This is a genomic window from Acinetobacter tianfuensis (assembly GCF_003611465.1).
GTDB classification, from domain to species: Bacteria; Pseudomonadota; Gammaproteobacteria; order Pseudomonadales; family Moraxellaceae; genus Acinetobacter; species Acinetobacter tianfuensis.
The window spans coordinates 1-17,110 of record NZ_RAXV01000047.1 but is presented as its reverse complement, the minus strand read 5'-3'; the positions used below and the strand labels follow the sequence as shown (position 1 = coordinate 17,110).

The window sequence follows — 17,110 nt, the reverse complement described above, 5'->3', positions numbered from 1 at the left end:
ACTCTAGTCCTTCTCTTTTTCTGTCAATGGGGGGCATGGTTGACTTCTATGTGGGAAAATGAATTTTTCATGGATTACAGGAGTGTCTAATTAAATTTAAAGATATAAAAAATTATTATAAAAAGTATGGGATTTAATAAATGGGTGGTTTTTTTAGTTTTTTTATAATATTAATTTTATTAGCCCTAGTGGTTTTTACTTATATTAAATCTAGTGAATTAGAAGAAGAGAGTGCTTCAAATAATTTTATTGTGTATCTTTTTGCAGGTTTATTTATTCTATTTATTTTATGTTTTTTCTATTTCAAAATTTTTACCTAGTTGTGTGTTGAAATTTAAGAAAAACAAACCCGCCTAAGCGGGTTTATTTTTATCTCAAAAGAGATTACATATTCGGATATGAGAAGCAATGCTTCGCAAGATTACCCTAACATTACATGTTAGGGTAATTAGGACCACCGCCACCCTCAGGTGTTACCCAAGTAATGTTTTGAGACGGATCTTTGATGTCACAAGTCTTACAGTGAACACAGTTGGCTGCGTTAATTTGGAAGCGCTTCGAACCGTCATTTTCTTCCATAATCTCATAAACACCAGCAGGGCAGTAGCGCTGAGCAGGCTCATCCCATTTAGGCAAGTTCACGTTGACTGGAATAGAAGCATCTGTCAGTTTTAAATGCGCTGGCTGGTTTTCTTCATGTACAGTATTCGATACGAATACAGAAGATAAGCGGTCAAATGTTAACTTGCCATCCGGTTTTGGATAGTTAGGTTTTACATTGTTTGCTTCTACAGATTTCAGTGCGCTGTAGTCAGGCTGCAAGTCATGCAGTGTAAATGGCACTTTAAAGATATTTTGATCGATAAAGTTGAATGCGCCGCCGCCGAATGTACCGAACTTATGCATAGCTGGGCCAAAGTTACGCGCGTTATAAAGCTCTTCTTTTAACCAGCTGCTGTTGAATTTGTCAGTATAAGACGTTAATTCTTTCGCGAAGAAATCTTCACCTTCAGTCACACGTGCAATGGCAAGGTCACCGCCTTTTTCTACACCGGCAGCAATCGCTTCAAATACAGCTTCACCGCACAGCATGCCTGATTTCATTGCTGTGTGAGAGCCTTTAATTTTCGCGAAGTTCAGGAAGCCTGCATCATCACCAATTAAAGAACCGCCAGGGAAGGTGAATTTAGGAAGCGAGTTGAAACCGCCTTTGACAACAGCACGCGCGCCATAAGAAATACGCTTACCGCCTTCAAGGAATTGTTTAATCAGCGGGTGAGTTTTCCAGCGCTGCATTTCCATGAATGGGTACATGTGCGGATTAGTGTATGACAAGTCAACGATCATACCCAAAGTCACTTGGTTGTTTTCTGCATGGTATAACCACCAGCCGCCTGAAGAACCTGTTTCAGTTAAAGGCCAGCCAGCACCGTGCATAACAGTGCCTGCTTTATGTTTTGCAGGATCAATTTCCCAAAGCTCTTTAATACCGATACCGTAATGCTGCGGATCAGCGTCTTTGTCTAAATCAAATTTAGAAATGAGGCGTTTGCCTAGGTGGCCGCGGCAGCCTTCAGCAAATAATGTATATTTCGCATGAAGTTCATAGCCAGGGGTAAAGTTGTGCGTCGGTTCGCCATCCTTACCAATGCCCATGTCGCCAGTTTGGATGCCTTTAACCGTACCGTCTTCATGGTAAAGAATTTCTGAAGCAGCAAAGCCTGGGAAAATAGATACTTCTAATTCTTCAGCTTTTGCGCCTAACCAGCGCACGACATTACCCAATGAAATGACATAGTTGCCATCATTGTGCATGGTTTTTGGCACCATCCAATGCGGCATTTCTTGAGATTTTTCATCAGAAAGCAAGAAGTAAGTTTTGTCTTCAGTCACAGGGACATTTAAAGGCGCGCCTTCTTCTTTCCAGTTCGGGAACAGTTCATTCATCGCGCGCGGTTCAAGCACAGCGCCAGATAGAATGTGTGCACCGACTTCGGAGCCTTTTTCCACGACACAAACGGACAAATCGTTCAGGTTATTTTCAATTGCAAGTTGACGGATTTTAATCGCGGCAGAAAGACCCGCAGGGCCTGCACCAACGATGACTACGTCAAACTCCATCGATTCACGTTCGATGTGTTCCATGTCGGACTCCTCATATGGTTTGAAGGTGGCAACCGTCATTGACTCTAAATGACGGTGCTGCCATGAGTGTTCTGAATTCTTAGGCACAAATTTATTATCGTGCCTTTAATAATGTGAGCTAGTATAGTTTTAAACCTTGTTCTAGCCAATTGGCTGAATCATATTATTTTTCCGTCAGTAAGGTCTTCTTATATGAATAATCATGAAAACTCCTCTTATCCGGCGAAAAAACCAGCTCAGGCTGATAATAAAAATTTAATGGCAATTGCACAATACTTAAAAGATGGACAGTTCGGTCACAAAAAGTCAATTCCGCCTTTGGAGCAATGGCATCCAAAGCATTGCGGCGCCATGGATTTAAAGGTTAAAGCAAATGGTGAGTGGTGGCACGAAGGTCAATTGATCAAGCGTCAGGCACTGATCAATCTGTTTTCTACCGTGCTTTGGAAAGAGGATGGAAAGTTTTATTTAAAAACACCTGTCGAGCAAATTGAAATTGAGGTTGAAGACGAACCGCTGTTTATCCAACAGGTAGATCAAGTAGAGATTGATGGTCAGACATATTTACAGCTGACATCAACCACAGATGATGTAATTATTGTGGACGATGCGCACCAAATTTTTATGCGTGAATATGCAGATGAAATGCGTCCTTATGTACATATGCGTTTTGGCATGAATGCGCTGATTCAGCGGGCCGCATTTTTGCATTTGGTCAGCATGGGTGAGCTGTATGAAAATGATCAGGGCGGCACGCAATTAACGCTGAAAAGCGGCAATTTGCTATTGCAATTAGGTACCTGAGGTTTAAGATTTCTATATCTGAATAAATACTTCTGACCCTGAAGCTATGACTGCCATACACCCCATTTATCCCTTAAATGATCCGATGCCGAAAGCCAGTGCGGATGCGCCGATCGGGATCTTTGATTCGGGCATTGGCGGTTTATCCATTGCTCAGGAAATTGCGCAATATTTACCTAAAGAACGCATAGTCTATTATGCCGATACTGCGCATGTGCCTTATGGCCCGCGGGATGATCAAAATATTCGTGAACTGACTGCGAGTGCAATTGAATGGCTATACCGTAAAGGCTGTAAAGTTGCGGTAGTGGCCTGCAATACCGCTTCGGCTTTCAGTTTAGACTATTTACGTGAGCACTACGGTGAAAGTTTTCCAATCATTGGCCTTGTGCCGGCATTAAAGCCGGCTGTGCTGCAGAGTAAAAGCAAAAAGGTTGCGGTACTGGCGACACCGGCAACATTCCGCGGCCAGCTGATTAAAGATGTCATACAGCGTTTTGCAGAACCGGCACAGGTGCAAGTGCAAGCAGTAACTTGTTTGGATTTAGTGCCTTTTGTGGAAGCTGGCGCGCAGATGAGTGAGGCTTGTTTAGAGACATTGCAGCAGCTTTTACAGCCGGCAGTGGACAGCGGTGTAGACTATTTGGTGCTGGGATGCACACACTATCCTTTTCTTAAGCCTGCAATTCAGTATATTTTTGGGCAAAAACTGACATTAATTGACTCAGGAACTGCCGTTGCGCGACAAACAGCCCGAATTTTGATAAAAAATGAGTTATTATTTGAACAAGAGCGAAAGGATGATTTGCGCATTGACTGTTTTGTCAGTGGCCAGAATGCGCAGTCTCTGAAACCTATTCTCAGCCGCCTGATTTTTCCGGAGCTGAAGTGGGATATTAAAAATATTGCTATTTGACGGTTAAATAAACTAAGTTTAGTCTTTGAATTATTTAATTATAATTGTTTTAGATTGGGGTAGTCATAGGGCAGTTTTGGCTGAATGATATTGGCAGCCGCTGTAATGTGCAAATGGATGAGGATAACCAATGCTGGATAAGCGTTATCAAGTATTTATTTCAACTTCAGGCAGTGAAATGCAGCCTGAGCGAATGATTTTGGCTCAAACACTCGTAGGCATGGGTTTCTTTTCGTGGGGATTGGAGCAGAGAACACCGCTTAGTACAGCATTTGCCCGCCGCCAGATAGATGACTGTGATTATGTGATCATGCTGCTGGGCAGTTCGTATGGCGAGCAGTCGGTCTCTGGTGTTGGGTATATGCATTTAGAATATATCTATGCAGTAACCAAGCAAAAACCGATTATTGTCTTTAAGCACGAAGATCCGGCATCACGTGATGAAGCGCTGCGGGATGCAAAACCTGAGATGCGCGAAAAATTTAAAGAATTCAGTCAGCTGCTGCAAAATGAAGTAGATCAGATTTTTACATACCGCAGTTTGCGTGATTTAGAAATGGCGGTACGTTTAAATATGTCACAAATGCTGGAGCGCTATCCTGCGGCAGGCTGGGTGCGTCCGCAGAATACGCAGCTGCTGCAAGATGAAATTGACAGTTTGAAGGCCAAAGTTGCACAGCTGGAAACGGAAGCAGGCAAGCGTGAAGTTGATCCGTTTTTGACTTTGCCTAAAGTGTCGATGCATGAGGTGCTGTCATTTGAATACCGTATGCATGCTTATCAGGACGGCAATTTTAAAGAACTGAAAGTGCAGAAAAAGCTGACTTGGGCACAGATGCTTGCTGTATTAGGCACAACATTTATGAACCCTACGCCAGAAGAGTATTTTTCGAAGCGTATGAATGAATATTTAAATGAACATGGTTTAAGCGATGCGCGTGTAGAAATGCCGCGTGCGCATGCTGTGGCACGTGCACAGATTAATATTCGTGCCTTGCACAGTATTAAAATGCAAATGCGTCAAAATGAATGGATTGTACAGTCTGGCCGTGATGACCGTCAGCGGATGCTTTGGCAGCTGACGCCAAAAGCGCAAAAGCTGCTGGACAGCAATTTATTAGATGCAGATCGTTCTTTTCAACTTAAATCAAATTATTAATCCATTTAATAAGTGATTTTAAAGCTGTTAAAGTATGACCGTCCCAACTGATAGGAATTGCGCGATGACTTCTGCATCTAAAGCAAAAGTGACGGTTATCTTAGCGAATTTAGGAACACCAGATGCACCGACTGTGCCTGCAGTCCGTGCATTTTTGAAGCAATTTCTGTCTGATCAGCGTGTGATTGAAATTCCTAAGCCAATTTGGCAGCTGATCCTGCGTTTATTTATTCTGCCTTTCCGTCCTAAGCGTGTCGCGCATGCTTATGCATCTGTATGGCGGCAAGATTCACCTATGCGGGAAATCCTGCTGCAGCAGGCAGCATCTGTACAGAAACATTTAACGGCACAATATCCTGAGTTTGATTTACAGGTTGCGCCAGCCATGACCTATGGCAATCCAGGTATGCAGCAGGTTTTAGCGCAGCTGAGTGAACAGCAGCCAGACCATGTGATTCTATTTCCGCTGTTCCCTCAATATTCAGCAACTTCAACAGCGCCTTTATACGATGCTTTTGCTCAGTGGATCCCGCAGCAGCGCAGCCTGCCCGGTATTTCTATTATCCGTGATTACTATCAGCACCCGCTGTTTATTCAGTCTTTGGCGCAAAGTGTGCGTGACTATCAAGCGGTGCATGGCCAGCCTGAAAAATTGCTGATGTCATTTCATGGTATTCCGCAGCCGTATGCCGATAAAGGCGACCCTTATGCAGAGCGCTGCCGTGTAACAGCAAAGCTGCTGGCAGAGGAGTTAGGGCTGAAGGCTGAGCAATGGGCCATCAGTTTCCAATCGCGTTTTGGCAAGCAGGAATGGGTGAAGCCTTATACGGATGCGTTATTAACAGAATGGGCTGAGCAGGGAGTGAAGTCAGTGCAGGTGATGAGTCCCGCATTTTCTGCAGATTGCTTGGAAACATTGGAGGAGCTGGCTGTAGAAAATGCTGCATTATTTGCAGAAGCTGGCGGGGGCAGCTATAGCTATATTCCTGCTTTAAATACCCGTGCAGATCATTTGCAATTGCTCAACGCTTTGTTACAGGCTAATCTTGATGGCTTAAAGCATACATTAGCCCACTGATATTTGAGGTTCCGCCAAATGCTGCAAGTCAAAATTGTGCCGGTTACGGCATTCCAGCAAAACTGTTCTATTCTTTGGGACTCTGAAAGCAAAGATGCAATTTTGATTGATGCTGGCGGTGAGCCTGAAAAGCTGCAGGCAGAAGTCGAGGCGCTGGGCTTAAACGTAAAAGCGCTGTGGCTGACTCATGGGCATTTGGATCATGCCGGTGCAGTTGGCGCATTGAAAAAAGTTTGGGATGTGCCAGTCATTGGCCCGCATAAAGAAGATGCTTTTTGGCTGGATATGATTCAGGACGTATCTGCGCGTTATGGTTTCCCTATCCCTGAAAAAGTAGAAGTAACGACATGGCTGGAAGGCGGTGAAGTGCTGAAATTGGGTGAGGAAGAATTTGAAGTGCGCTTTGCGCCGGGTCATACTCCAGGTCATGTGATGTTCTATAATGCAAACTATGGCCTGCTTTGGACGGGGGATGTGCTGTTTAAAGGCTCTATTGGCCGTACAGATTTCCCTCGCGGCAATCATCAGCAGCTGCTGGATTCGATTCAGCGCGAATGCTTCAGCCTGCCGGATGAAACTCAGTTTATTTCAGGGCATGGGCCGATCAGCACGATTGGTTTTGAAAAACAGCATAATCCTTTTGTTGCCAGTAAAGCGGGTTAATAAAAAAGGCTGAAGCATGTGCTTCAGCCTTTTTTAAATGGGTTGATCATCATTTTTTTGACTTCTAAATACAGCAGTGCCGATGCAGTCCCAAACACTATTCCAGCAGCAATAATCACAAGATCTGTCCGGTATATGCCCAGCAGCAGGCAGCCGAAACTGAATAAGCCCAATAGGCTTAATATTGTAAACAGCAGTTTTGTTTTCATTGTTGAGCACTCCCCCTAAAAGAACTCATGGTTTATTTTTTTTTATTTTTGTAAGCCGCAGAACAATTATATGCTGCAACTGTGAAATTTTGCTTCATAATCTGAAAAGAAAACGATTAAATCAGGGGAACGCAGAGATCAGTACAGTCCCATAAATTGATGATAGAAGAAATCATTGTTTTTCATGATCAATATTTTTAAATCAGTTATCTGTAAGTCTTTGGTGTTGATTTATTTGATTTTTTTATGCCTACGCTCATGAGTTCTGATTGTTTTTCTAATAATTTATCTATTTTCAGTGTTTATAAACTCAGGCTCAGAATGTTTTATCATCTTATTTTTTCAATACAATTGACAATGATTGGCGTAGGCAAGTTCTTACTTTTGGCAGGCCAACAGTAACCAAAGCCTTACTCCCTATACACAAGGTCCTGTTGTGATCGGGAACTTACAGCATCCTTGCTGTACCCGTGTATGTGTAAGACTATTCTTCAGAACCTTCTGCTTGCGGCGCATCCTGAGTGGGCAGTTTATAGTCTTCATTTGCCCATGCGCCAAGATCAATCAATTTGCAGCGGTCAGAGCAAAATGGACGGTACTGGTTATCTTCCCATTGGGTCAATTCACCGCAGCGCGGACAGTTTAGAGTAGTTGGCATGCGGGATGCTCCATGCAAAACAGATGATTCGATTAGGCAAAAACGTCTGCACTTGTTAGACTTGTGCGGTTTTTATTAGTTTGATCTGATTATGCCGATTCGTCAATTTCAAGCACAGCGCATGCATGCGCCCCGAGATTTTCAAGCCATTGCTAACCTGCCTGTATGTGTCGAAATTGGCGCAGGAAAAGGCAAGCATGCTTTGCTGTTCAGCGGGCAAAATCCACAGTCAAAACTGATTGCTGTAGAGCGGACTCGTGAAAAATTTTTGGCGATGCAAAAGCAGCATCTAATTGAAGGTCAAAGCAATTTGCAAACGGTCCATGCCGATGCGCTGCCTTGGGTGGTGCATGCGCTGTTTCCTGCGCAAGTGCAGCAGTTCTTTATTTTGTATCCGAATCCTGAGCCGCATAATCCAGCGCAGCGCTGGCTGAATATGCCATTTTTTGAGTTTTTGCTGTCACGTTTACAAGAGGGCGGGAGCATTACTTTGGCCAGCAATATTCCAGAGTATATTGCAGAGGCGCAGCAGCAGCTGATTGATGTATGGAAATTGCCATTCATTAAAGAAGTGATTGCAGCAGATTCTGCACGGACTCATTTTGAAATTAAATATTTAGAGCGCGGTGAATTGTGCCAGCAGCTGAAGATTACTAAGCCTGCAGGTTACAGTACACGTTTCGATGATTTTCAGCCTTTGCAAGGAAAGTCTTTAAAGGCGGAAGACAGCGCTGCGGAAGCGCAATGAACAAGCGTGTAGCTGTGATTGGCGCAGGCCCAGCAGGCTTGATGGCTGCGGAAGTTCTGAGCCAGTTTGATTATGATGTGCATGTTTATGAACAAAAACCTTCAGCTGCCCGCAAGTTCCTTATGGCAGGTAAGACGGGTTTAAATATTTCGCATGCAGAAAATATTGAACGTTTTATTGCGCGTTATGATCAGGCTGAATGGCTTGCACCTTGGGTGCGTCAATGGGATGCGAATTGGATTCAGCAGTGGATGGCCGGTCTAGGTATTGAATCTTATATTGGGTCGTCTGGACGGGTATTTCCTATTGAGATGAAAGCTGCGCCTTTGCTTCGAGCATGGCTGAAGCGTTTGCAGCAGGACGGGGTAAATTTTCATTACCGTCATCAGGTTTTAAGTTTGAAAGCGCAAAAACTGCAAGTGCAAAATTTGCTGAACATGGCGCAAAGCGAGCAGTTTTTTGATGCAATTGTATTGGCTTGCGGCGCCGTGTCTTGGTCACAGCTTGGCAGTGACGGCGCTTGGCAGCAGTGGCTGGAAGCAGATGCTGTAGAGCCTTTTCAGGCCAGCAATGCCGGTGTAGAAATTCCATGGTCGTTGTTTATGCAGCCTGTATTTGGCCAGCCATTAAAACGTGTAGAAGCGTGGGCCGGAGATACAGAGCGTACAGTTGGCGATATTGTGATTAGTCATTATGGTTTGGAAAGCGGACTGGTTTATAAGCAGGGACGTGCGCTGCGGGCGCAGGCAAAAGCGGATCAGCCCATGCAGCTGTGTTTAGATTTGATGCCAGAGCTGACACAGCAGCAGCTGGCGCAAAAGCTGCAGCCGAGCAAGAAACAGTCTTTAAGCAATGTTTGGCGTAAAGCAGGCTTAGATGCTGCCAAAGCCAGTCTGATTCGTGAGTTGGTGCCCAAAGCACTTTGGACACAGCCAGAGCCGCTGGCGGCGAAGATTAAGGCGCTGAGCATTACATTAAGCGGTTTCCGTCCAATAGAAGAAGCCATCAGCTGTGCAGGCGGTGTGAAACGTGAAGCTTTAAGTCAGCAGCTGCAGCTAAATAGTCATCCCTCGGTTTTTTGTGCAGGTGAAATGCTGGATTGGGATGCGCCGACTGGCGGCTATTTGCTGACGGCTTGTTTTGCAACAGGGCGGGCTGCAGGTGAAGGGGTGCATCAGTTTTTACAAAGATCTTGAGCGCAGCTTATTTCCTGCGCTGAACTTGCTGTGTTAAGTTGATGGGCAAAGAATGCACGGAATGCAGTATATGGCAGAACAAAAAACGTACCGCGGCAGCTGTTTATGCGGCGGTATTCAATATGAAATTCAGGGAGAAATTGGTGAAATTCTGCAGTGCCACTGTCAGCGCTGCCGTAAGGCCAATGGCGCAGCATATGCTGTGAATGCGCCTATCCGCAAAGCAGATTTTAAAATTGTGCAAGGTGAGGCGCTGCTGAAAGAGTTTCAGTCTGCAAAAACGACTCAGCGCTGTTTTTGCAGCAGCTGCGGTTCACCCATCATCAGCATTAAAACAGAAACGCCCGATTTCTACCGTTTGCGGATAGGCACTTTAGATGCACCTTTAGCGCAAAAACCAGTGATGCATATTTTTGCGGGATCAAAAGCTGAATGGGATGAGATTTGTGATGCTCTGCCGAAGTATGCAGAACGGCCTGAATACTGAAAGGGATAAAAAGGGTTCCACGTGAACCCTTTTTATAAAACTGAAAAATTGAGCGGTATTATTGGGCTGCAGTATTGAGTTCTGGATACTGCGCCTGCCAATGCGCCAGCTGTTCCTGTGCATGCAAAAATTGGCCTAAGCCCTTAATTTTATCAGCTGCATGCTGTTCTGCCGGTTCCGATGCCGCTTGAGCAAGCAAGCTTTTTTGGCTGTCCCAATATTGATAAATTAAACCCTGAATATAACGGCCTTGTTCGGTTTTTAGATCCAGCTCTTTCAGCATGCTCAGCGCAGAATTGATATTGTCGCGTTTGCGTTCAGCGGCAAACGTATCGCTCAGTGTGCCTTGCTCTTTCATCTGCATCAGCTCATTTTCCATATCATCACTGACTGCGGTAAAACGCTGGTCATAGTCCAGCAAGGCCTGAATGTCCGCTGTATCAAATTCAGTTTTGGCAAAGTCTTTGACTGGCTCAGATGAAAGCTCCTGCATGATTTTGTCATCTTGGCTTTGTTCTGGCTCTGGCTGAACAGTTTCTGTTTTACGTTCACAGCCTTGTATGAAAAGTGCTGTGCACAGCAGTGCAGGTAAGCAGAGATATTTAAAAGAAGAATGCATAAGCCACCTGCTTAAATTTTTTGAAAGACATAAACATGGGTTGTATAAGGGAAATCAATGCTGTCCTGCGCATGTTTGCCGGTATGCTGCAGTACGATTTGCTCAAACTGCAGCTTTAAGGCCTGCTGCTGCGCCTCGGGCAGAGCTGCGATAAAACTGGTCGAAAGCAGGCGTTTAGATACAACTTGTTCGACTGTGCCATGATGCAGCTGGGTGAGTTCTGTTTGCGTTTTCAGCTGAAAATAATTTTGCTGTTCAAAGGCTTTGCGCCAAAGTCCGCTGTGATAGCGCGGTGTATCGCCTTCTAAAGGCAGCAGATGGCCAGCAAGCGCTTTGACCCAGCTGACATTGACATCACGCTGATTCCAAACCAGCACTAAATAGCCATGATCTTGTACAATGCGGTGCAGTTCAGCTAAGGTTTCGCGATTGGCAAACCAGTGAAATGACTGAGCGCAAAATACGGCCTGAATAGATTGGTCTGCTAAAGGGAGCTGATCGCTGCGCGCTTGCACTGTTTGAATATCCGGATGTGCTTGATGTAATTGCTTCAGCATTTCTGGGACAGGGTCTGCTGCGATAATGCGGCTGCTGAGCGCTTTTAAATAGGGTAGAAATTTACCTGTGCCTGTACCTAAGTCGAGCAGCTGCGCATCAGGCGGCAGTTTCAAAGCGCTGTGCAGCCAGCCAGTAATGTTTTCAGGATAATTGGGCCGGACCGTTTGATATAGCGCTGCGCCTGCAGAGAATCCTTTTTCTGCGGCAGGATGTAGTGATTGTGTCATATTCTGCACTTTTTAATCCTTAACTCCGCTATAAAATAGCATACTCCTAGGCTGTGCTGTGCGGGAGCGCATGTTTGAATGTAAAGGGCTTTCTATAAATGGATTTGCAAACAGGGATATGATGGAAAAAGAGATTATTTTTGAGGATGATCAAATTCGGGTCATTTTCCTGAAAGGTACTTCAGATGAGCTGGTTTTTTCTTTTGGTGATTTGATTACCCGTGCAAAGGGTTCCAGCATTAATGCAGAAAAGTCATTGCACAAATATGACTTTAATGTGGTCGGCATTATGCCGAAGCAAAAATCATGGTTTCCAGAGCAGTCTATGCGCAATATGCTGGACAGTATTCAGCCGTGGATTGCGCCATTTTCGCAGCGTATCGGCTATGGCGGCTCCATGGGCGGCTATGCGGCCATTAAGTACTCAAATCAGCTGAATGTGCAGCGTGTTGTTGCTATGGTGCCGCAGTATTCGATTGACCCTGCGGATGTTGAAGATAAACGCTATAACATGTTCTATCAGCCTGATTTAAATCAAGCAATGAAGGTCGGCGCTGCGGATGTTGCTGCTGAGCGGGAATATATTTTGATTTATGATCCCTACTATGCAGAAGACCGTGTCCATATTGAACTTTTGAAGCCGCTGCTACCGCATGCGGAGCATCTGCATCTGCCTTATACTAATCATGATGCGATTGCGGTATTAGCCAGCTCTGCGCTGGTGCATGACTTTTTACGTCATCCATTCGATGCCAGCTATTTTTATCAGCAGATGCGCCGTGTCAAAAAGAACAGCAAATTTTACTACCGTAAAGTCATTGAAAATTTGTTGCCGCGTCACCGTATGGCATTGGGGCGAATTTTAAAAAATAATGATCTGAAACTGGATAGCCAATTTTTTGATGCCAAACAGAAACAGGCAATTTTAAGAGAGTTGTTCAGCAATAAACAGGTCGATCAGCAAGACTTGCTGAAACTGGGCATAGAAGTGGTGCTGCCGCAGGAAAAACGCAGTATTTTGTATGATGCTTTTGGGCATGGCTTGGTATTTAATGTCATTAGCCAGAAGGTTGAAAGCTATGCGCCGGGTGCCATTGGGCTGAATCATAAATTTTTGATTCCGATATATGCCAAGGGCAATAGTCTGGCCGAAATCCTTTGGAATAATCAGGCCTTTATTGTGGTGATGAATGACCGTCAGGTGATGAAACTGATTCATGCTGAGGATGCGCTGCCTGCGGGAACGCAGCCGCTGATGCTGCGCAAGCATGCCGATTATTATGCAATAGGCTACAAGTCGCTGCACTTAAGCACAGATGAATTTGGCGCAGCCAGTTTTATAGAATCGCTGGATGACAGCAGTAAGTTTATGCCTTTGCCAGAAGGCGCTGAATAGATATTTGTTTGGACTAAAGCATCGGTTGCAATTTTTATTTAGGGCGCTATGATCAAAGAATAGACAAATTGAAAGATTATCTATTTATCAAAGGATTTGATCATTTTAGAGAGGGTGCCAGTATGCTGTTTAAACACAGGCTTGCTGTATTTTTTCTTATGCTTTCTGCATTGTATTCACCGCTGCTGCGGGCTGAAACTGAACAGCTTGCACAGTCTGAACCATCTGTGATGGTCTTTGCTGCGGGGCTTGCCGTATTGGCAGCGCTTTCACTGTATGTGGCGCTGAAAATCAGAAACACGATTCGAAATCATTTAGATAAACCCGCGAAATAAGCGGGTTTTTTCATTTTTCAGCGGTGTAATTTTCTTGAATATTCACGCTGACTTAGATTAAATGCAAAACAGTCCATTTAATGAATTCAATCTGTTCACGCGAGGAAAGTGCATGAAGGCCGTATATTTAGACTACGCATCTTTAGATAAAAATGATTTAGATTTTAGTGCGCTAGAAGCGGTCTTTGATGATTTGCAGCTTTATGAGAGCACAGCCTCAGAAACATTGCTGTCACGTGTGCAGGATGTCGAGGTGATCATCAGCAATAAAGTGGTGATTGATGCGAAAACCATGCAGCAGTGCCCGAATTTGAAGCTGATTTTAATTTCTGCAACAGGGACAAATAATATTGATTTAGTGCAGGCAGCCAAGCAGGGCGTAACTGTATGCAATTGTCAGGGCTATGGTACAGCCGCGGTTGCACAGCATACCCTCATGCTGATGCTGAACTTAGCGACTTCGTTCCGTCAGTATGACCGTGCGGTGCAGCAGGGCGAATGGAATAAAGCCAGCCAGTTCTGTTTGCTGGATTATCCAATTATTGAGCTTTCAGGCAAGACGCTGGGTATTGTCGGCTATGGCGAGCTGGGGCAAGCAGTGGCGAATTTGGCGCGTGCTTTTGGTATGAATATACAAATAGCAGCTTTGCCGAACCGCCCAGCTGGCCCTGAGCGTATAGCGTTTGCGGATTTGCTGCCGCAAGCGGATTTTTTAAGCCTGCACTGCCCGCTGACCGATGACACCCGTGATTTAATCGATGCTGCAGCGCTTGCAACAATGAAAGCCAGCGCCTTTGTTATTAACTGCGCACGCGGCGGCGTGGTGAATGAGAGCGCTTTGGCTGAAGCTTTAACAGCAGGAACAATTGCGGGTGCTGCAACGGATGTACTGACTATTGAGCCGCCAAAAGCAGGCAATGTGCTGCTGGACAGCAGTATTCCAAATTTAATCATTACGCCGCATAGCGCATGGGGCAGTGTCGATGCACGGCAGCGGATTGTACAGCAGATGGTCGAAAATACTGAAGCTTTTAAAGCAGGCCAGCCAATCCGTAAAGTGAATTGATTTTTCGTGTTCATTAAAGCGGCTATTTATCAGCAAGCTTTAATGAACTTCGGCTTAAATTGAGAAGCAATTTCTTCAAAGAGAGTCATCGTGCGCCGATTCACGGGATTCATAATTTTCAAATAATGCTGCTGTGTTTCAAAGGATTCCTCTGTTTTAGCTTCTGCATAAAAGCCGCCATTGGGATAGCTGTAGGAGGTTTCAAATGCAGACAGGATTTTGCCTTGATGAAGATAAAAACTGATCTCCTCTTTGTAGGATTCACCAAAGATATTTAGAGTCAGCTTGCATTTGCCCTTGAGCTGATAAAGCACTGCGCCATTACCTTCCGTAGAACGGAATTCATCACCTGTAATATTGTCTAGCGATTGTAAAACTTTGCCTTCAGGCTGATGTGAGTAAGTACTCGGCTTTTGCAGATTAGGGACAGGTAAATCGGGGAAATAGCGGTGTACGTGGGGCAGGCAATACCATAATGCAGAGGCGAAAAGCAGGCCCAAAATAAATCCAGTCAGTATTTTCATGATGATCCACAGTTGTTGATGCGTTTTTATAAAATTATTTTTTAGAAGCAGCGCGTATATTTTTGATTATGAAGCATGTTTCGCTGTCCAGCATTTTAGTTGAATTACTTGCATTAAAAAAAGCCTAAAGAGGCTTTTTTTAATGGGGCAACTTATAAATCTGTTACAGGATAGGCCGTTGTAGTTGAGCTGCCTGATGATGCCGCTGGAGCTTGGCTGCTATTTGTGCTGTTAGAGTTATTCAGCGTTGGACTGCTAAGTGACTGCTGTTCAATAGGGACAGGCTGCTGCGGTTTAGCGCCGAGAGCTTCTTTAGTTTCCTGAATTTTAGTATTGGCATTTTGCGCTGCCTGTGTTGCGCCTTCATCGACTTTATGGACGGTAGTCGAGGCGAGATTCTTGGTGTTATCCCAAGCTTGGTCTACAGAGGGTTTTACTTTTGATACACCGCGTTCTGTCAGATCACCGACATTTTTTGCTGCGCCAACGACACCTTCTTGGGCTTTATAAGCCCAAACATGAAAGATGTTTGGATTTTTGCCATAAGGCTGAATGAGTTTTTGATTTTGCTGTGCTGCCTGCTGTTCAGTTTCGGCTGCTTGAGCCAGCAGTACGGGAGATGTCAGCAGTAAAGCTAAACCTACTGCAGTTTTTAATAGTTTCATGTGGCAGTAAACCTCAACATCTTAGGTTGAAATGATCTTTGACTGCATTATAAGCAAGCGCTGCGGAAAGTGTTGTTTTGTCGCAAAACTTATACAGCAAGCTAAAAATTGCTGCAGAGTTTTAAATAATGAAACGTAAGAGAGCAGGTATTCATCACTCATAGTGAGATGAGTGATGAAGAGATATTGGCATTAGTCACATTGCGCAATCGCTTCTTTTACGAAGTGGTTGCGCAGCGCAAGGAAGTTCTTTTGTACTTCTGGCGCATATAAGTCAAAGCCAGTTGCTGTGCTTGTGCCGTCTTGGGCAAAAGTAGCTGAGCCTGCAGACATAAGTGTTAAGCCCTTAAATGTCCATTGTTCTACAACTTTGCCATTTTCCAGCTGGCCTGTAAATTCAATCACGCATTTGTCTATCAGCTTGTTAAGCTGTGCTTTGTTGTTGGTGGTATTTGGGTAGACGTCAATATTTGAGACTTCTTGTAATGCACCAGCTTGGATTTGCGGGATTTTTGGGGCAGATGTACAAGCGCTAAGTGCAAGACCCGCAAGACCAGTCAAAATGAGTGCTTTTAGTTTCATAAGGTTCTTTCTTGTTGAGTGTTGTTGTATTTGAGTATAGGGATTTGAGACGAAGATGACTATAGCTGGATGAATATATGGAAAAAAAGGAAAATTTCTGATAAAAAATAATCAAAAATTAACTTATAGCAATTTGTTTTTTAAAATTATATGGGGATGTGATGAAAATTGAAAAATTGGTACTTCAAAACTATAAAAGCTTTAAAGATCGTACAATAATAGAATTTAATGAAGGTTTAAATATTCTTGTTGGAGATAATGAAGCAGGTAAATCTACAATACTTGAAGCTATACATTTATGTTTATCAGGAATATTGGATGGGCGGTATTTGAAACATGATTTTCACCAATATTTATTTAATTATGAAGTTGTTGAAGAATGCTTGGCGTTGGTTGAAACAGATAAAAGTGCTCAATTGCCTGAATTATTGATAGAAGTGTATTTTAAAAATAATGAAAACTTATCCGAATTTGAAGGTACATTGAATTCGGAGAGTAATCCTACAGCTCAAGGGATACGTTTTGAAATTAAATTAGATAATGCATATTCAGATTTATATCAAAGTTTATTGAATTCTGGTGAAGTACAAACATCACTACCGATTGAATACTTTAATATTGAATGGCGATCTTTTGCTAGAAATGCAGTGATTAGCAGAGTAATTCCAGTTAAATCAGTACTCATTGATTCATCTACTGCAAAAATTAAAAATGGTTCAGATATTTACTTGTCAAAAATTATTAAAGATAATTTAAGTAGGGTAGAGCAGATCGGGCTTGCACAATCATATAGAAAATTAAAACAAAATTTTAATGAGGATAATAATGTTGAGGCGTTGAATACAAAAATTACAACTAGTGCAAGAGTTTCTGACAAACAGTTATCAATCACAGTGGATTTAAGTTCGAATAATTCATGGGAAAATCAATTAACAACAAATTTTAATAATATCCCCTTTGATCAAATTGGTAAGGGTGAGCAGTGTATTGTAAAAACTAATTTAGCACTAGATCATTCCCATGAAACTGATAAAAATTTAATTTTGATTGAAGAACCCGAAAATCATCTTTCACA

Annotated in this window: 20 protein-coding genes; 12 read left to right on the top strand and 8 right to left on the bottom strand. The window is 43.6% G+C overall.

Translation table 11 applies throughout. The annotated features are described in order from the left end of the window. Nucleotides 1–432 precede the first annotated feature (432 nt). Nucleotides 433–2,145 (bottom strand): electron transfer flavoprotein-ubiquinone oxidoreductase, encoded by a 1,713-nt coding sequence (locus tag D7V32_RS15670; RefSeq protein ID WP_120403762.1) that lies wholly within the window; start codon nt 2,143–2,145, stop codon nt 433–435. Nucleotides 2,146–2,337: 192 nt separating this feature from the next. On the opposite strand from D7V32_RS15670, the gene D7V32_RS15665 reads away from it, so the two are divergent. The 5 genes from D7V32_RS15665 to D7V32_RS15645 all read left to right on the top strand — a co-directional run bounded on the left by D7V32_RS15665 (nt 2,338) and on the right by D7V32_RS15645 (nt 6,765). Continuing rightward, a complete protein-coding gene (locus D7V32_RS15665) occupies nt 2,338–2,949 on the top strand; it encodes a DUF1285 domain-containing protein (protein WP_120403761.1) in 612 nt (203 codons plus the stop codon). A gap of 46 nt (nt 2,950–2,995) precedes the next feature. Then, the gene (murI, locus tag D7V32_RS15660) at nt 2,996–3,865 is read left to right on the top strand and encodes a glutamate racemase (protein WP_120403760.1); all 870 of its coding nucleotides are present in this window, start codon (nt 2,996–2,998) and stop codon (nt 3,863–3,865) included. A gap of 130 nt (nt 3,866–3,995) precedes the next feature. After that, nucleotides 3,996–5,024 carry a DUF4062 domain-containing protein gene (locus D7V32_RS15655; protein WP_120403759.1) on the top strand — a complete coding sequence of 343 codons (1,029 nt, stop codon included), beginning with the start codon at nt 3,996–3,998 and terminating at the stop codon, nt 5,022–5,024. A 64-nt stretch (nt 5,025–5,088) separates the two neighbouring features. Then, nucleotides 5,089–6,102, top strand: coding sequence for a ferrochelatase (hemH, locus tag D7V32_RS15650; protein WP_120403758.1), 1,014 nt, complete (start codon nt 5,089–5,091; stop codon nt 6,100–6,102). An 18-nt stretch (nt 6,103–6,120) separates the two neighbouring features. Next, nucleotides 6,121–6,765 (top strand): MBL fold metallo-hydrolase, encoded by a 645-nt coding sequence (locus D7V32_RS15645; protein ID WP_120403757.1) that lies wholly within the window; start codon nt 6,121–6,123, stop codon nt 6,763–6,765. A 23-nt stretch (nt 6,766–6,788) separates the two neighbouring features. Here D7V32_RS15645 and D7V32_RS15640 read toward each other — a convergent pair whose 3' ends face one another. Beyond that, nucleotides 6,789–6,974, bottom strand: a complete 186-nt coding sequence (locus D7V32_RS15640) for a hypothetical protein (protein WP_120403756.1) — start codon at nt 6,972–6,974, stop codon at nt 6,789–6,791. Nucleotides 6,975–7,458: 484 nt separating this feature from the next. Then, a complete protein-coding gene (locus D7V32_RS15635; protein WP_120403755.1) occupies nt 7,459–7,632 on the bottom strand; it encodes a DNA gyrase inhibitor YacG in 174 nt (57 codons plus the stop codon). Nucleotides 7,633–7,717: 85 nt separating this feature from the next. Between D7V32_RS15635 and D7V32_RS15630 the strand changes: the two genes are divergently transcribed. The 3 genes from D7V32_RS15630 to D7V32_RS15620 all read left to right on the top strand — a co-directional run bounded on the left by D7V32_RS15630 (nt 7,718) and on the right by D7V32_RS15620 (nt 10,063). Then, a complete protein-coding gene (locus tag D7V32_RS15630; RefSeq protein WP_171407688.1) occupies nt 7,718–8,380 on the top strand; it encodes a class I SAM-dependent methyltransferase in 663 nt (220 codons plus the stop codon). Beyond that, the gene (locus D7V32_RS15625; RefSeq protein ID WP_120403753.1) at nt 8,377–9,576 is read left to right on the top strand and encodes a TIGR03862 family flavoprotein; all 1,200 of its coding nucleotides are present in this window, start codon (nt 8,377–8,379) and stop codon (nt 9,574–9,576) included. The genes D7V32_RS15630 and D7V32_RS15625 overlap by 4 nt, the downstream gene beginning before the upstream one ends. Nucleotides 9,577–9,646: 70 nt before the next feature. Further along, complete coding sequence (locus tag D7V32_RS15620; protein ID WP_120403765.1) at nt 9,647–10,063, top strand: GFA family protein; 417 nt, start codon at nt 9,647–9,649, stop codon at nt 10,061–10,063. 58 nt (nt 10,064–10,121) lie between these two features. Here D7V32_RS15620 and D7V32_RS15615 read toward each other — a convergent pair whose 3' ends face one another. Together D7V32_RS15615 and D7V32_RS15610 are read right to left on the bottom strand one after the other, a co-directional pair. After that, a complete protein-coding gene (locus D7V32_RS15615) occupies nt 10,122–10,682 on the bottom strand; it encodes a hypothetical protein (protein ID WP_120403752.1) in 561 nt (186 codons plus the stop codon). Between the two features lie 11 nt (nt 10,683–10,693). After that, nucleotides 10,694–11,467, bottom strand: a complete 774-nt coding sequence (locus D7V32_RS15610) for a class I SAM-dependent methyltransferase (RefSeq protein WP_120403751.1) — start codon at nt 11,465–11,467, stop codon at nt 10,694–10,696. Between the two features lie 121 nt (nt 11,468–11,588). On the opposite strand from D7V32_RS15610, the gene D7V32_RS15605 reads away from it, so the two are divergent. From D7V32_RS15605 to D7V32_RS15595, 3 genes are all read left to right on the top strand, one after another. Next, complete coding sequence (locus tag D7V32_RS15605; RefSeq protein ID WP_120403764.1) at nt 11,589–12,863, top strand: hypothetical protein; 1,275 nt, start codon at nt 11,589–11,591, stop codon at nt 12,861–12,863. 122 nt (nt 12,864–12,985) lie between these two features. Next, nucleotides 12,986–13,198 (top strand): hypothetical protein, encoded by a 213-nt coding sequence (locus tag D7V32_RS15600; protein ID WP_120403750.1) that lies wholly within the window; start codon nt 12,986–12,988, stop codon nt 13,196–13,198. Between the two features lie 112 nt (nt 13,199–13,310). Continuing rightward, nucleotides 13,311–14,264, top strand: a complete 954-nt coding sequence (locus tag D7V32_RS15595; protein WP_120403749.1) for a 2-hydroxyacid dehydrogenase — start codon at nt 13,311–13,313, stop codon at nt 14,262–14,264. 29 nt (nt 14,265–14,293) lie between these two features. Here the strand turns inward: D7V32_RS15595 and D7V32_RS15590 are convergent, their stop codons facing one another. The 3 genes from D7V32_RS15590 to D7V32_RS15580 form a co-directional block, all read right to left on the bottom strand. Further along, nucleotides 14,294–14,788 (bottom strand): hypothetical protein, encoded by a 495-nt coding sequence (locus D7V32_RS15590; protein ID WP_120403748.1) that lies wholly within the window; start codon nt 14,786–14,788, stop codon nt 14,294–14,296. Nucleotides 14,789–14,940: 152 nt separating this feature from the next. Next, nucleotides 14,941–15,453 carry a hypothetical protein gene (locus D7V32_RS15585; RefSeq protein WP_120403747.1) on the bottom strand — a complete coding sequence of 171 codons (513 nt, stop codon included), beginning with the start codon at nt 15,451–15,453 and terminating at the stop codon, nt 14,941–14,943. A gap of 192 nt (nt 15,454–15,645) precedes the next feature. Then, entirely contained in the window at nt 15,646–16,035 is a 390-nt protein-coding gene (locus D7V32_RS15580) for a hypothetical protein (RefSeq protein WP_120403746.1), read from the bottom strand. A gap of 161 nt (nt 16,036–16,196) precedes the next feature. Between D7V32_RS15580 and D7V32_RS15575 the strand changes: the two genes are divergently transcribed. Continuing rightward, nucleotides 16,197–17,110, top strand: a 914-nt coding sequence (locus tag D7V32_RS15575; RefSeq protein ID WP_147394231.1) for an ATP-dependent nuclease, incomplete at its 3' end; no start/stop codon positions are given.

Bases quoted from the DNA above. Each gene is read 5' to 3' on its own strand.
- D7V32_RS15670 (WP_120403762.1), bottom strand. From the start codon at position 2,145: ATGGAACACATCGAACGTGAATCGATGGAGTTTGACGTAGTCATCGTT.
- D7V32_RS15665 (WP_120403761.1), top strand. From the start codon at position 2,338: ATGAATAATCATGAAAACTCCTCTTATCCGGCGAAAAAACCAGCTCAG.
- murI (WP_120403760.1), top strand. From the start codon at position 2,996: ATGACTGCCATACACCCCATTTATCCCTTAAATGATCCGATGCCGAAA.
- D7V32_RS15655 (WP_120403759.1), top strand. From the start codon at position 3,996: ATGCTGGATAAGCGTTATCAAGTATTTATTTCAACTTCAGGCAGTGAA.
- hemH (WP_120403758.1), top strand. From the start codon at position 5,089: ATGACTTCTGCATCTAAAGCAAAAGTGACGGTTATCTTAGCGAATTTA.
- D7V32_RS15645 (WP_120403757.1), top strand. From the start codon at position 6,121: ATGCTGCAAGTCAAAATTGTGCCGGTTACGGCATTCCAGCAAAACTGT.
- D7V32_RS15640 (WP_120403756.1), bottom strand. From the start codon at position 6,974: ATGAAAACAAAACTGCTGTTTACAATATTAAGCCTATTGGGCTTATTC.
- D7V32_RS15635 (WP_120403755.1), bottom strand. From the start codon at position 7,632: ATGCCAACTACTCTAAACTGTCCGCGCTGCGGTGAATTGACCCAATGG.
- D7V32_RS15625 (WP_120403753.1), top strand. From the start codon at position 8,377: ATGAACAAGCGTGTAGCTGTGATTGGCGCAGGCCCAGCAGGCTTGATG.
- D7V32_RS15620 (WP_120403765.1), top strand. From the start codon at position 9,647: ATGGCAGAACAAAAAACGTACCGCGGCAGCTGTTTATGCGGCGGTATT.
- D7V32_RS15615 (WP_120403752.1), bottom strand. From the start codon at position 10,682: ATGCATTCTTCTTTTAAATATCTCTGCTTACCTGCACTGCTGTGCACA.
- D7V32_RS15610 (WP_120403751.1), bottom strand. From the start codon at position 11,467: ATGACACAATCACTACATCCTGCCGCAGAAAAAGGATTCTCTGCAGGC.
- D7V32_RS15605 (WP_120403764.1), top strand. From the start codon at position 11,589: ATGGAAAAAGAGATTATTTTTGAGGATGATCAAATTCGGGTCATTTTC.
- D7V32_RS15600 (WP_120403750.1), top strand. From the start codon at position 12,986: ATGCTGTTTAAACACAGGCTTGCTGTATTTTTTCTTATGCTTTCTGCA.
- D7V32_RS15595 (WP_120403749.1), top strand. From the start codon at position 13,311: ATGAAGGCCGTATATTTAGACTACGCATCTTTAGATAAAAATGATTTA.
- D7V32_RS15590 (WP_120403748.1), bottom strand. From the start codon at position 14,788: ATGAAAATACTGACTGGATTTATTTTGGGCCTGCTTTTCGCCTCTGCA.
- D7V32_RS15585 (WP_120403747.1), bottom strand. From the start codon at position 15,453: ATGAAACTATTAAAAACTGCAGTAGGTTTAGCTTTACTGCTGACATCT.
- D7V32_RS15580 (WP_120403746.1), bottom strand. From the start codon at position 16,035: ATGAAACTAAAAGCACTCATTTTGACTGGTCTTGCGGGTCTTGCACTT.